Raw genomic sequence first — 16,195 nt, 5'->3', positions numbered from 1 at the left:
GCGGAAGGGTCGGTCAGTCGGGATCAGTGGCCTTCGAACTCGTCGACTTCGTCCTGCGCGAGGTCGAGGAGAGGGAAGTCGGAGGGCGTGTGGCCGCCCGCTGCGGGAGCTTCGGTGTGGTCGGCGAGGCCGCCCAGCATCTCCACCCAGGTCCGGCCGATGCGCTCGGCCTCGGCGTCCGTCACGAGGTGGCCGGGCCAGCTCAGGGTGACCGTCAGCTCCGGCCCACCCGGCGTGTCCCGAACCATCGCGCCCGCCTCAAGGAGGTGGTGAAGGGGCATGTCCGGATCGATCGAACCGCCGATGGCGGTCTCACCCGACAACTGCCAGGCCTCAGGCTGCCCCTGGTTCGCTTCGGCCGCGAAACGGCCCATGTAGTTGAAGCCGATCTCAGGGGTGGGCCGGGCGCGCAGTACCGGACCGGTCTCCGGGTTGAGGTGGCGCAGCAGTTCGTAGCCGAGTCCGTCGCCAGGTATCGCGCGCAACTGCTCCTTGACCGTCTTCAGCAGCGCGCCGGCTGCGGGTCCGCCTGCCATGACCCGGGTGAGATCGATACCAGTCGTGTCCACCCTGGCCGGGTGGGTGCTGGCGAACCAGCCGACCGTGCGCGACAGATCGACTTCCCCGATCGGCTCGCGGCCGTGTCCCTCGACGTCCACCAGGAATCCGGAAGCAGCTGGACCGGAAGTCGCTGGTGCTGCCACCTCAGGCCTCCAGCGCGTGACCGCGCCGGCCAGAGCTGCCAGCAGGATGTCGTCGACGCCGCAGTGGAATGCGGTCGCCGTGCCGCCCAGCAACGTCGCGACCTGCGCCGACGGCACGGACCACGCCTTGTGGTGCAGCGTGCCTACGGTGTCGATGTACGAGTCCAACCTCCGTCGCGCGAGAGCGGGTTGGGGGTCGCCCAGCAGACCCAACCACTCGTCCAGCTCCGCGACCCGACTTTCCTCGGTCGCCTCGGCCACCAGCAGCTCGGCCCAGCGGCGGAACGAGGTCCCGGCCGGTTCCAGCTTCGGCGCACGCCCCTCGGCCACCGCCTCACACGCGGCCCGCAGGTCCGGAACCAGCACCCGCCAGGACACACCATCCACCACCAAGTGATGCCCTACGACGATGAGTTGACCCAGCCGCTCAGGCCCCGCATCCACCCATACGGCCCGCACCATCACCCCGGCCACCGGATCCAGCCGCCCCACCGCCTCCTGCGCGGCCGCCACCCCGATCTCCCCCAACACATCCGGATCGGCGCCCACCGCGTCGACACGCGAGACCAAAGCCCCGGCATCGACCGACCCCGGCTCACCCACGACCAGCTTCGCCTCACCAGGAACAGCGCGCGCCCGCAACATGTCATGCGTATCGAGAACGGCTGCGAGGCCTGCCGCAACAACATCCAGGCCCAGTCCGGCCGGGGCACCCAGCACCACCCACTGCGCAAACCCCGGCCGTGCGGCCCGCTCACCCAGCGCCCGCATGACCGGGGTCCAGGGCACCTCGCCCACGCCGACATCGACTGCGGGGCGCGCCTCGCCGGGCGTCTGCACCACAGCCGCCAGCCGTTCCGGAGTCTTCTCCTCGAACACCTGGCGAGGCGTAATGACCAGTCCGGCGCGGCGGGCCCGGGATGCCAACTGCATCGAGCTGATCGAGTCACCGCCCAGCTCGAAGAACCCGTCCTCGACCCCGACCCGCTCCAACCCCAACACCTCGGCGAACAGCCCACACAGGATCCGCTCCACCTCCGTACGCGGCTCACGCCCCGACACCCGCTCCGCGAAGTCCGGCGCGGGAAGAGCCGCCCGATCCACCTTCCCGTTCACCGTCAACGGCAAGGCGTCCAGCACCACCACCGCCACCGGCACCATGTACTCCGGCAACACCCCCGCCACGAACGCACGCAACAGCTCCGGATCTACATCCTTCTGACCATCGCGTACGACGTAACCGACAAGGCGCTTCTCGCCGGGACGGTCCTCGCGGGCCACCACCACCGTTTGCCGCACGCTGGGGTGCGCCACGAGCGCCGCCTCCACCTCGCCCGGCTCGACGCGGAATCCGCGGACCTTCACCTGCTCGTCCGCCCGGCCGGCAAAGGCCAGCTGCCCGTCGGCCGTCCAGCGGGCCAGGTCGCCGGTGCGGTACATCCGGCCGCCGCCCGCGCCGAACGGGCACGCCACGAAACGTTCCGCCGTCAGTCCAGGGCGGCCCACATACCCCCGGGCCACCCCCGGCCCCGCGACGTACAGCTCCCCCGTCGAGCCCACCGGGACCGGCCGCAGGAAGGCGTCCAGGACGTACGTGCGTACGTTCCCGAGCGGGCGGCCTATCGGTGGTGGGGCGTCGGACGGGCCGGTCGTGGCGTCCACCGGTCCTGCGGTGGACATCACGGTGGCTTCGGTGGGGCCGTAGGTGTTCCACACCTGCGCCCGGCCGACCCAACGGCTCGCAAGTTCACCGGTCAGCAGCTCCGCGCCGAGGACCCAGTTGCGTACGCCTCGCACCGCCGGCGGGTCCAGGACGCCCAGCAGGGAGGGCACGACGCTGGCCGTGCTCACTCCGGCCGTCTCGATCATCTCCGCCAGCGCCGAAGGCTGGGCACGCTCCTCCGACGAGGCGATCGCCAACGTGCCGCCGCCCGACAGCGTCACCGCCACATCCAGCACCGCCGCGTCGAAACTGAACGACGCGAACTGCAGGACGACAGTCCCCTCGGAGACGCCCAATACCGGACGCATCGCCGCAGCGAGGTTCGCCACGCCACCATGCGCCACCCCCACACCTTTGGGGCGTCCCGTCGAACCCGACGTGTAGATCACATACGCCAGTTGCTCCCGCGCCACGCGCAGGCCCAAGGGGGCTGCACTCTCCGTGGTGAGGGTCCGGGCGACCTCCGGATCGTCCAGCCTCACCGTCTGCGCCTCGCCGAGCGACACCTCCGCCAGGCTCTCCGCGACGCCCAGCACCACGGCCGCACCACTGTCGGCCACCATGAACGACAACCGGTCCACCGGATACTCCGGATCCAGCGGGACGAAAGCACCACCCGCCTTCCACACCGCCAGCTCCGCCACCACCATGTCCACACCACGCGGCAGACACAGACCCACACGCGACTCCGGCCCCACCCCGAGCCGAGTCAGATAACGCGCCAGCCGATTCGCCCGCGCCTCCAACTCCCCGTACGCCACGACATCCGCACCACACCGCACCGCCACCGCCTCCGGCGTGCGCACCGCCTGCGCGGCGAACTGGTCCGGCACCGACGCGTCCGGTACTGCGGCCGCCGTGTCGTTCCAGTGGTCCACGACCAGTCCGCGCTCCGGTGCGCCGAGTACGTCGATGCGGGCCACCGGCGTCGACGGGTCGGCGACGATCTGCTGGAGGACCCGGATGAGCCGTCGGCCCATGGCGGCGGCATCCTCCCGGGTGATCAGGTCCGGCCGGGAGGTCACGCGGAGGTGGAGGCGGTCGGTGGTGAGGATGCCGAGGGTCACCGGGTAGTTGGTCGCCTGGTGGCCCGCGGATGCGGAGAAGGTGGGCACGTCGCCGGTCGTCGGGCGGGCGGGTGGCGCGGGGTAGTTCTCGTAGACCACGAGGGTGTCGAAGACCGCTCCGGGTCCCGTGAGCCGCTGGATCTCGGCGAGGCCCAGGTGCTGGTGGGCGATCAGGCCTGACTGGCGTTCCTGCAGCCGGGCCAGCATGTCGGCGACGGGCTGCGTGCCGTCGAGGCGTACGCGGACCGGCAGCGTGTTGATGAGCAGGCCGATCATCGACTCCGCGCCCGGCAGTTCGGCCGGGCGGCCCGCGACGGTCGCGCCGAAGACGACGTCCGCCGTGCGGCCGGCGAGACGGGCGAGTACGAGCGCCCACGCGCCCTGGACCAGCGTATTCACCGTGAGTCCGTGGGAGCGGCCCGCCTCCGTCAATGCCCGCGTCTCCTCTTCGGAGAGCCACAGGGAGGTCTCTTCCGGCAGGACGAGGGCGCCGCTCGGGTCCGCCGGTGCCACGAGCGTCGGCTCGTCGGCCCCGGCGAGCTCGGCCCGCCAGGCGGCGCGCGCGGCCTCCTTGTCCTGGCGTCCCAGCCAGGCCAGGTAATCGCCGTAGGAGGCCGCGCGCCCGAGTACGGACGAGTCACCGCCCGCCTCGTACACCTGGGAGAGCTCGTTCAGGAGGACCGGCATCGACCAGCCGTCCATCAGGAGGTGGTGGGACGTCACGACGAGGCGGTGCCGTCGCTCGCCGAGCCGTACGAGGAGGAGGCGGAGCAGCGGGGGCACCGTCAGGTCGAGACGCTGGGCCCGTTCCTGTGCGGCCAGCTTCTCCGCCTGGTCGGTCATGTCGGGCTCGGCGAGGCCCGAGAGGTCGATGTCTCGCCAGGGCAGGGTCACTGTCCGGGTGATGAGCTGCACCGCTTCGCCGGACTTCCTGCGGTGGAAGCTGGCCCGCAGCGCCGCGTGCCTGCCGAGCAGCGCCTCCCAGGAGGCGCGCAGGCGGCCGGCGTCCAACGGTCCTGTCACGTCCAGCAGGAACTGGACGGCGTAGACATCGGGGCCCCGGTCGTCGAAGTCCGCGTGGAACAGCATCCCTTCCTGCAGCGGGGACAGCGGCCACACTGCGGCCAGGGCCGAGCCGTGCGCGGCGGTTGAAGACTTCACCGGGACAGACCTCCCTCGAGGTTCGCTGCGATCGCTTGGAACTGGTCGACCTCGTCCTGCTCCAGCTGGAGGAGGTGGAAGTCGGACGGGGTGTGCCCGCCCGCGGTGGGGTCGTCGGTGTGCGCGGCCAGGCCGGTCAGCATGCGCACCCAGGTCCGGCCGAGACGTTCCGCGTCGGCCTCGGCAAGGAGCCGGCCCGGCCAGCTGAGCGTGACGGTGAGTTCGGGGCCATCCGGTGTGTCCCGGACGGCCGCGATTCCTTCCAGGGCGTGTGGTGCGGGGGTGTCCACGGCGTCCGTGCCGCCGGCGGCGGCGGGTCCTGCCTGCTGCCAGGGTCCGACGTGCCCGGCCTCCGCGGCCTGGCCGGCCTGCCCGGCCTGCCCGGCCTGCTTGTCTTGCCCGGCCTGCTCGCCTTGCCCGGCCTGCTCGCCTTGCCCGGCCTGCTCGTCTTGCCCGGCCTGCTCGTCTTGCCCGGCCTGCGCGTCTTGCCCGACCTGAGTCGCAGACCCCTCCTGCGCCTCCGTCTCTGGCCCCGCGCCCGCGCCCGCTCCCGCCCCTGTGGCGAACCGGCCCAGGTAGTTGAAGCCGATCTGTGCCGTCGGGGCGGCTTCGAGGACCGGAGCCGTCCGGGCGTTGAGGTGACGCAGCAGGCCGTAGCCGAGGCCGTCGCCGGGGACCGCCCTCACCTGCTCCTTGACGGCCTTCACCAACGTACCGGCAGCCGGGCCGCCCGCCATAGCGTCGTCCAGATCGGCGCCGGTCACGTCGAGCCGCACCGGGTGCGCGCTCGTGAACCAGCCCACCGTCCGCAACAGGTCGGTTCCGTCCAGGGGTTCGCGCCCGTGCCGCTCGATGTCGAGCAGCAGCCCGGCTGCCCGGGCGGGGCGCCAGTGCGCCACCGCGCCAGCCAGGGTGGCGAGGAGCACCTCGTGCGGTCCGCAGTGGAAGGCGGCCGGTGTCCGGCTCACCAGGGTCTCCACCTGTTCGCAGGGGACGGTCCACGACCGGCGGCGCAAGGTTCGTGCGGTGTCCATTGCCGGGTCCAACGCGCGGTGGGTCAAGGGTGGTTGGTGCTCACCCAGCAGGTTCAGCCAGTCCGGCAGCTCGGCGACGCGCCGCTCGTCGGTCGCCTCCTGGGCCAGCAGTTCCGACCAGCGACGGAACGACGTTCCCACCGGGTCGAGTCGCGGTGTCCGCCCCGCGGCCACGGCCTCGCACGCGGTCCGCAGGTCCGGGATCAGCACGCGCCAGGACACGCCGTCGACCACGAGGTGGTGGGCCACCAGGACCACACGTCCTGTGCGCCCGGGGCCGGCGTCGATCCACACGGCCCGCACCATCTCCCCGGCCGCCGGATCGATCCGCCGCGCGGCTTCCCGTGCCGCCCTGTCCGCGACCGCGTCCGCGTCCACGTCCACGTCCACGTCCACGTCCAGTGTTTCGGCGGCGATGGCGTTCCCCGGGACCGCAGCCGTGACCGTCGCGTCGACGCGCGACACCAACCCCGTCGCGTCGACCGATCCAGGCTCGCCGACGATCAGTTTGGGCTCGCCGGGCACGGTGCGGGCCCGCAGCATGTCGTGCGTGTCGAGGACGGCGTTCAGGCCTGCCGCGAGAACGTCCAGGCCCAGACCGGCCGGTGCGCCCACCGTCATCCACTGGGTGAACCCGGGGCCCGCGACCTTCTCGCCGAAGGCTCGCATCACCGGTGTCCACGGCACCTCGCCGACGCCGGTGTCGTCCGCCGCGGCCTCGTCCCCGGCGGGCTCCGCCACCTCCGCGAGGCGTTCGGGGGTCTTCTCCTCGAAGACCTGCCGGGGCGTCACGACGAGACCTGCCCGGCGGGCCCGCGACACCAGCTGCATCGAGCTGATCGAGTCGCCGCCCAGCTCGAAGAAGCTGTCCTCGGCGCCCACCCGGTCGAGTCCCAGCATGTCGGCGAAGAGGTCGCACAGGATCCGCTCGGTCGCCGTCCGCGGCTCCCGGCTCGTGGCGCGCCCGGCGAAGTCGGGGGCGGGCAGCGCGGCCCGGTCGACCTTGCCGTGGGCGGTGCGCGGCAGGGCGTCCAGGACCAGCACCGCCGTCGGCACCATGTACTCCGGCAGCACCCCGGCGACGTACTCGCGGACCGTCCCGCCGTCGACCGTCCGCCCGTCGGCGGCCACATAGCCGATGAGGCGGCGCTCGCCGGGCCGGTCCTCCCTGATCGTCACCGCGGCATGGCGCACGCCGGGGCAGGCCGCGAGGGCCGCCTCTATCTCGCCGGGTTCGACGCGGTGTCCGCGGATCTTGAGCTGGTCGTCGGCGCGGCCCGCGAAGACCAGCCGGCCGTCGTTGGTCCAGCGGACGACGTCGCCGGTGCGGTACATCCGCCGGCCGGGTTCGAAGGGGTCCGGTGCGAAGGGGTTCGCCACGAAGCGCTGAGCGGAGAGCCCCGGTCGCCCGAGGTAGCCGCGGGCGAGTCCGGCACCGGCGACGTACAGCTCCCCCGGCACGCCCACCGGCACCGGGCGCAGGGACGCGTCCAGTACGTACGCCTGGGTGTTGGTGACGGGGGCGCCGATCGGCGGTGGTCCTTCGCCGTCGGGGGCGCCGTGCCGGATGAGGCCGGCCGTGGAGATGATCGTCGACTCGGTGACCCCGTACTGGTTGTACATGGCGCGGCCCTTCGACCACCGCCGCCGCACCTCCGCGGGCATGGCCTCGCCGCCGGTGATCAGCAGGCGGAGGTCCGGCAGTTCCTCCGGGGGCATCTGCGAGAGGAAGGTCGGCGGGATCGCGGCGTGGGTGATGCGCCGGGTGCGGACCAGGCGGGCCAGTTCCTCGCCGGAGATGTCGAGCCGTGTCGGGGCGAGCACGAGCCGGCCGCCCGCGCACAGGGTGGGCCAGATGTCCGCGAGGGAGACGTCGAAGCTCGGCGAGACCAGTTGCAGCACACGGCTGTCCGGGCCGATCGCGTACCGCCGCACGTTCTCCGCCACGAGGTTCCGCAGCCCGTGGTGCGACACGGCGACGCCTTTGGGTGTGCCGGTGGAACCTGAGGTGTAGATGACGTACGCGGCGTGGGCAGCCGTCAGCGGCACCGACCGCTCCGCGTCCCGCACCGGACCCGCCGGAAGCCGCCCGATCTCACGCGCCACCACCGGGTCGTCCACCACCACGACCCGCCCGGCAAAACCGTCGGGCACCACACCCCGCGAGGCCGTCGTACAGACCACCACCGACGGATCCGCGTCACTCAACACATACGCGAGCCGCTCCGCCGGATATCCCGCGTCCACCGGCACGAACACGCCACCCGCCGACGACACCGCGAGCAGTGACACCACCAGCTCCGTCGACCGCTCACCCACCACGGCCACCCGGACCTCCGGCCCCACCCCGACACCCATCAGGTACCGGGCAAGACGGCTCACCTTTCCACCCAACTCGCCGTACGTGAGCCGCTCTTCGCCCGACACCAACGCCACCGCGTGCGGGGACGCCGCCACCTGCCGGCCGAACTGCTCGGGTGCCAACGCGTCCGGGACCGGGGACGCCGTGTCGTTCCAGTGCTCGACGATGCGGATGCGTTCGGCGGGCGTCAGGATGTCGATCTCGCTGAGGCGGAGGCCGGGGTCGGCCGCGACCTGTTCGAGTACGTGGGTCAGGCGCTCCGCCAAGGCCCGCGCGGTGTGGTCGTCGAAGAGGTCGGTCGCGTAGAGGATCTCGCCGTCGAGGCCGGCGGGCGCGCCATGCTCGTCGCGCCGCTCGACCATAGATACCGCCAGGTCGAAGCGGGCGGAGAGTTCGGGCGGCAGCGGTGCGGGCCGGACGTCGACGCCCGGCAGCTCCCAGGCGACTTCGGGGACGTTCTGGAGGGCCAGCATCACCTGGAAGAGCGGGTTGCGGGAGAGCGAGCGGGTCGGATTCAGCTCTTCGACCAGGCGCTCGAAGGGGACGTCCTGGTGGGCGTACGCCGCCAGATCCGTGGCCCGGACCCGCTCAAGGAGCTCGGCGAAAGTCGGATCACCGCTCACGTCGGCACGGAGGACGAGGGTGTTGACGAAGAACCCGGCCAGCTCCTCCAACGCCGCGTCCCCGCGGCCCGCCGCCGGGGTTCCCACAGCGATGTCGTCCCCGGCACCCAGGCGAGACAGCAACAGCGCCACCGCCGCATGCACCACCATGAACATCGTCGCCCGGCCCTGCCCGGCCACCTCCACCAGCCGGCCGTGCGTGAACGCATCGGCTGCCACCGGGACCAGCCGCCCCTGGAACGACGGCACCGCAGGCCGCGCCCGGTCCACCGGCAGCACCAACTCCTGAGGGACGCCGCGTAATGCGTCGCGCCAGTACGCCAGTTGGCCGCTCAGGACACTCGCCGGATCGTCCAGCTCCCCCAGCACCTCGCGCTGCCACAGCGCGTAATCCGCGTACTGCACCGGCAACGCATCCCAGCCCGGCGCCCGCCCCTGACACCGCGCTGCGTACGCCACCTCCAAGTCACGTGCCAGCACACCCATCGACCAGCCGTCCACCGCAACGTGATGCGCCACCACCGACAACACGTACTCATACGTGTCGACCGTTATCAGACACACCCGCCACGGCAAATCGGTGCGCAGGTCGAAGCCGGTGGCCAGCTGTCCGGCGAGGGTCCGGTCGAGGTCGGCCTCGTCGGCGCGCACCACGACCAGCGGCGGCCGCCCCGCATCGCCGTGCCGCACCTGCTGATGCGGAACACCGTCGACGTCGGGCAGGACCGTGCGCAGGCTCTCGTGCCGGTCGGCCACATCACCCAGCGCGGCCTCCAGCGCGGCCACGTCCAGCACGCCCGAAATCCGTAGCGCCAACGGCAAGTTGTACGCGGAAGACGCCCCCGGAACCGTCTCCTCAAGGCGGTTCAGGAACCACATCCGCTGCTGCGCGAACGACAGCGGCACCACATCCGGCCGCACCCACGGCCGCAACTCCAGCCGCCCCTCCCCCACGCCCGCACGCCCACCGATCAGCCCGGCGAGCCCTGCCACCGTCGGCGCCCCGAACAGCTCCCCGATCCCCACCTCCACATCCAGCACCGCACGCACCCGCGCCACCAACCGCATCCCTGACAGCGAGTCCCCGCCCAGGTCGAAGAAGCCGTCCTCGATCCCGACCCACTCCAGGCCGAGCACCTCGGCGAACAGGCCGCACAGGATCTCCTCGGTCTGCGTGCGCGGCTCGCGCCGGGAGACCCGGGCGGTGAAGTCAGGTGCCGGGAGGGCGGCGCGGTCGAGCTTGCCGTTGGCCGTGATCGGCAGGGCGTCGAGGAGCAGAACGGCTGCCGGGACCATGTACTCGGGCAGTGTCCTCGCCGCGTAGTCCCGTATCTCCCGGGGGTCGAGGCTCCGCCGGGTGGCGGGCACGACGTAGGCGACCAGCCGCTTGTCGCCGGGGCGGTCCTCGCGGGCCACCACCGCCACTTGGCCGACCGACGCGTGTCCGGCGAGCGCCGACTCGACCTCACCCGGCTCCACCCGGAAGCCGCGCACCTTCACCTGCTCGTCCGCGCGCCCCACGAACAGCAGCTCGCCGTCAGCCGTCCACCGGACCAGGTCGCCGGTCCGGTACATCCGCCGTCCGCCACCGTCGCCGCCGAACGGGCAGGCCACGAAGCGTTCCGCCGTCAGAGCAGGCCGTCGCAGATACCCGCGTGCCAGGCCGGACCCGGCGATGTAGAGCTCGCCCGTGACGCCGGGCGGGACGGGCTGCAGCGCCGCGTCCAGGACGTACACCTGCCGGTTCGCGAGCGGGCGGCCGATGGGGAGTGTCCGACCCGCCTCTTCCTCGGGCCGCAGCAAGTGTGTCGTCGCGCAGAGGGTGATCTCGGTGGGGCCGTAGAGGTGCCGTACCGCGATGCCGGGACATGCCTGCCGCACCCGTGCCACCGCACCGGCCGGCACCACATCGCCGCCCGTCAGCACCTCCTTCAACCCGGCGAAACACTCCGGGGACTCCTCCGCAAGCACCCGGAACATCCCCGCCGTCACATGCAGCACCGACACACCGCCGGCAATGGCGGTACGAATCCGACCGGCATCGACCACGCCCGGCCCGGCCACCACTACCTGGCCGCCTGCTACGAGCGGCACCCACACCTCGAACAACGACACATCAAAGGCATGCGGCGCATGCATCAACACCGCATCACCCGCACCCACCGACCAGCCCGAATCCCCCACCAGCCCCGCCACAGCACCATGCGGAACCGCCACACCCTTCGGCACCCCCGACGACCCCGACGTATACATCACATACGCCACGTCCTCCGCGCCGATACCGACAACCGAGCGGCCAACCGGACACCCTGCAATCGCCGCACGCACCCCCGGATCGTCCAGCACCACGAGCTGTGTGCCCGCAGGGATCGCGTCCCGATGTGCCCCGGTGCACACCACCGCCACCGGTTCCGAGTCCTCCAGCAGGAACGCCACCCGCTCCGCCGGATACTCCACATCCACCGGCACATACGCCGCCCCCGCACGCCACACCGCCAACAGAGCGACCACCAGATCGGTCGAGCGCTCCATCACGACCGCGACACGATCACCACGCCCCACCCCCACACCCGCCAGATACGACGCCAGACGACCCGCCGCCACATCCAACTCCCCGTAGGACAGGGCGTCCGAGCCAGACCGCACCGCCACGGCGTCGGGCGTGCGCTTCGCGTGTGCGGCGAACAGTTCCGGCACCGACGCGTCCGGGGCAGCGGCCGCCGTATCGTTCCAGCGCTCCACGGTCTGCGAGCGCTCGGCGGGCGTCAGGATGTCGATCTCGCTGAGGCGGAGGTCCGGATCAGAGGCGACCTGCGCGAGGACGCGGCCCAGCCGGTCCGCCAGGGCCCGCGCGGTGCGGTCGTCGAAGAGGTCGGTCGCGTAGAGGAGCTCGCCGCCGAGGCCGGCGGGCGCGCCGCGTTCGTCGCGCCGTTCCGTGAGGGTCACCGCGAGGTCGAAGCGGGCGACCGGGGAGACCATCGACGCGGAGCGCACCTCCGCGCCGCGGAACCGCCACTGCGGCTCGGGCACGTTGTCCAGGGAGAGCATCACCTGGAACAGCGGGTTGCGGGACACCGAACGGGCCGGGTTGACCTCCTCGACCAGGCGCTCGAAGGGGACGTCCTGGTGGGCGTACGCCGCCAAGTCCGCGGCCCGGACCCGCTCAAGGAGTTCGGCGAAGGTCGGATCACCGCTCACGTCCGTGCGCAGGACAAGGGTGTTGACGAAGAACCCGGCCAGCTCCTCCAACGCCGCGTCCCCGCGGCCCGCGACCGGCGTGCCCAGCGGGATGTCGTCGCCCGCTCCCAGGCGGGACAGGAGGAGCGCCACCGCCGCGTGCACCACCATGAACATCGTCGCCCGGCCCTGTCCGGCCACCTCCACCAGCCGGCCATGCGTGAGCGCGTCCGCCGCCACCGGCACCAGTCGCCCCTGGAACGACGGCACCGCGGGCCGCGCCCGGTCCACCGGCAGCACCAACTCCTGCGGGATGGCCTCCAACGCATCACGCCAGTACGCCAGTTGGCCACTCAAGACACTCGCCGGATCCTCCAGCTCCCCCAGCACCTCACGCTGCCACAGCGCGTAATCCGCGTACTGCACTGGCAACGCATCCCAGCCCGGCGCCCGCCCCTCACATCGCGCCGCATACGCCACCTCCAGATCACGTGCCAGCACACCCATCGACCAGCCGTCCACCGCCACGTGATGCGCCACCACCGACAACACGTACTCATACGTGTCGACCGTTATCAGACACACCCGCCACGGCAGGTCGGTGCGCAGGTCGAAGCCGCGTGCCGCCTGCTGCGCCAGTACCTCGTCGACCTGCTGCTCGGTGCACTCGCCGGTCAGCAGGGGTGGCCGGCCCGCTGCGCCGTCCAGGACGCGCTGACGGGGTACGCCGTTCACCTCGGGCAGGACGGTGCGCAGGCTCTCGTGACGGTCGGCCACGTCACCCACCGCGGCCTCCAACGCGGTCACGTCCAGCACGCCCGAAATCCGAAGCGCCCACGGCAAGTTGTACGCCGATGCCGCGCCCGGAACCGTTTCCTCAAGTCGGTTCAGGAACCACATCCGCTGCTGCGCGAACGACAGCGGCACCACATCCGGCCGCACCCACGGCCGCAGCTCCACCCGCTCCCCGACCACGCCCGCACGCCCACCGATCAGCCCGGCGAGCCCCGCCACCGTCGGCGCCCCGAACAGCTCCCCGATCCCCACCTCCACATCCAGCACCGCACGCACCCGCGCCACCAGCCGCATGCCCAGCAGCGAATCCCCGCCCAGGTCGAAGAAGGACACGTCGGTGCCGACCCGTCCCAGGCCGAGGACCTCGCCGTACAGGCCGCACAGCACCTCCTCCATGGGCGTCGCCGGACCACGGACAGCGCCCACGCCCGCGAAGTCGGGGGACGGGAGGGCGGCGCGGTCGAGCTTGCCGTTGGCCGTGATCGGCAGTGCGTCCAGGGCCAGAACGGCCGCCGGAACCATGTACTCCGGCAGGCGATCCGCCACGTACTCGCGTACGGCTCGGGGGTCGAGGGCACCCCGCTCCCGCTGCCGTTCGTCCGGCACGACATAGCCGATCAGCCGCTTGTCGCCGGCCGCAGCGCCGTCCTGCCGGGCCACCACGACGGCCTGCCCGACCCCCGCGTACCCGGCGAGCACCGACTCGACCTCACCCGGCTCGACCCGGAAGCCACGCACCTTCACCTGCTCGTCCGCACGCCCCACGAACAGCAGCTCGCCCTCGCCCGACCACCGGGCCAAGTCACCTGTGCGGTACATGCGCCCCACGCCGAACGGACACGCCACGAAGCGTTCCGCCGTCAGACCGGGGCGCCGCAGGTAACCGCGTGCCAGGCCGGACCCCGCCACGTACAACTCCCCCACCACTCCGGGCGGGACCGGCTGCAGCGCCGCGTCCAGGACGTACACCTGCCGGTTGGTGAGCGGGCGCCCGATCGGCAGGGCCGGACGACCGGTGACCCCCGCCGGCAGCACATGCCATGTCGCACACAGAGTGATCTCGGTGGGCCCGTACAGATGCCGTACCGCCACGCCCGGGCACACCTCCCGCACCCGCGCCACCGCACCGACCGGCACCACATCACCACCGGTCAGCACCTCCCTCAGCCCGGTGAAACACTCCGGGGACTCCTCCGCAAGCACCCGGAACATCCCCGCCGTCACATGCAACACCGACACACCGCCATCGACCGCCGCACGAATCCGACCGGCATCCACAACACCCGGCCCGGCAACCACCACCCGGCCACCCGCCGCCAGCGGCACCCACACCTCGAACAGCGACACATCAAACGCATGCGGCGCATGCATCAACACCGCATCGCCCGCACCCACTGACCAGCCCGAATCCCCCACCAGCCCCGCCACAGCCCCGTGCGGAACCGCCACACCCTTCGGCGCCCCCGACGAGCCCGACGTATACATCACATACGCCACGTCCCCGGCACCCACCGACACCGCCGGACCATCGGCGTGGCACGCCGCGACGTCCGCACGGACCCCCGGGTCGTCCAGCACCACGACCTGCGCCCCCATACCCACGGGGATGGCGTCCCGGTGTGCTTCTGTGCACACGACCGCTACCGGCTCGGAGTCCTCCAGCAGGAACGCCACCCGCTCCGCCGGATACTCCACATCCACCGGCACATACGCCGCCCCCGCACGCCACACCCCCAACAGAGCGACCACCAAATCAACCGACCGCTCCATCACCACCGCGACACGATCACCACGCCCCACCCCCACACCCGCCAGATACGACGCCAGACGACCCGCCGCCACATCCAACTCCCCGTAGGAAATGGACCGTTCACCGTCCGCGACCGCCACCGCGTCCGCCGACCAGCCGAGCTGGCGAGCCAGCAGCTTCGGCACCGTGTCCGCCGCTGTCGGGCGCGCGGTGGCGTTCCAGGCGGCGAGCGTCACGCCTCGCTCGGGCTCGGCCATCAGCGGCACGTGTCCCACTCGCTGCGCCGGGTCGGCCGTGAGCTGTTCCAGGAAGTGCAGGAAGGAGCGGTGGCTGCCGCGGAGCCAGTCGCGGTCGTAGGTGTGCGCGTCGGCCTCGAAGGTGATCTCCATGCCCCGGTCGGCGGACGCGCCGCTCACCAGCACGCCGAACTCCTCGACGCGGCGGCTGGACAGGTCGCGCACGACGGCCCGTCGGCCGCCGAAGGACAGGGTTTCGCCGGCCATCGGCATGACGTTCACGTACGGGCCGAAGTACCAGCGGTCGCCGGTGGGCCAGTTGAGCTCGCGGCGCAGGCGCTCACCCCGGAAGTCCTGGTGGTCGATGAGGTCGCCGATCTCTCCGGCCGCCGTCCGCGCGAGGTCGAGGAGGTTCGTGTCGGCGGTCACAGGGAGGCGGAGCGGCAGGATGTTCGCCATCGTGCACGGGGTGCGCCGGGCCTGGTGGCTCGTGCGGCCGGCCACCGGGAGGCTCAGGATCGCCTCGCCGGAACCGCTCAGCCTGCCCACGAAGGCGGCGACCGCCGCGACGACGAGGCGGGGCCAGCTCACGTCGGCCCGGGTGGCCGCCGCGCGCAGTGCCGCGACGGCGCGTGGCGGCAGGTGCCCCGTCTCACGCAGAACCGCTCCGGGCGCGTCGGATGCGGCGCGAGCTTCGGAGTCTTCGGATGCTTCGGGATTGGCAGGGCCCGGCGTCGTCCTGTGGCCGGGGACCACGGTCACGTCGGGGCGGTCCCCGAAGCGCTCGTGCCAGTACCTCCGGTCGGCCTCGTGGCGCCCGGAGGCACGGTGGGCGGACTCCTGCTCCATCAGTTCGCGCAGCGGGGCGTGGTCCGCCGGGGCGAAGGGTTTCCCGTCGAGCAGAGCCGTGTAGACGTCCGCGGCACGGCGGGCGAGCAGGGAGCAGCCGTAGGCGTCCATCAGGAGGTGGTCGTAGCGCTGGTACCAGATGTGGTGGTCGGGTGCCAGGCGGAAGAGGGCGTGCGAGAAGGGGCGGTCGGCGTGGGCGGTGATCTCCTGGTTCAGTTCCGCCCGCATCCACGCTTCTGCGGCCGCCTTCGGGTCCTCCTCGGCGGTGAGGTCGAGGAATTCGGTGACCGCGCCGTCCGCCTCTTCGGCGTCTTTCGATGTGTTGCTCGCCGGATCAGGAAAGATCATTCGTGATCCGCCGGCGCCGTCGTCCTCGAAGCACGCGTGCAGGATTTCCGTCTCGTCCGTCAACTGCCGCAGTACGCGCTCGAATAAGTTCTCGTCGACGGGCCCGAATATCTCGACGTACTGCCCGACGCTGTACAACCGGCGCGAGCCCGCCACGCGTTGCGCCAGCCATATTCCCTCCTGGGCGTCAAGGAGGGGCAGAGCATGAGCAGCGTTGCCGTTCATCATTCCCCCTGGCCGAGTAATCCCCCTCGGCTTACCAGCTATGTCTGTCAAGGCCGTACGAGCCGTCCAACCGCGCACTTTTCGCACTTGGACAGAGATACGGGTACGCGCTCAGGCATGCCGGACGGGCATGCAAAGGAA

The 16,195-nt window shown here is 71.8% G+C and carries 2 protein-coding genes; both read right to left on the bottom strand.

Annotated elements, in window-relative coordinates; translation table 11 throughout:
• Window positions 1–23: 23 nt before the first annotated feature.
• A complete protein-coding gene (locus ACZ7LU_RS07210) occupies window positions 24–4,655 on the bottom strand; it encodes an amino acid adenylation domain-containing protein (protein WP_471915968.1) in 4,632 nt (1,543 codons plus the stop codon).
• The gene (locus ACZ7LU_RS07205) at window positions 4,652–16,057 is read right to left on the bottom strand and encodes an amino acid adenylation domain-containing protein (protein ID WP_471915967.1); all 11,406 of its coding nucleotides are present in this window, start codon (window positions 16,055–16,057) and stop codon (window positions 4,652–4,654) included. The genes ACZ7LU_RS07210 and ACZ7LU_RS07205 overlap by 4 nt, the downstream gene beginning before the upstream one ends.
• Window positions 16,058–16,195: the final 138 nt, after the last annotated feature.

The sequence above is a fragment of the Streptomyces sp. NPDC039462 genome (genome assembly GCF_055639375.1).
The sequence above is the reverse complement of the archived record's forward strand: the minus strand, read 5'-3'. Positions and strand labels throughout refer to the sequence as shown.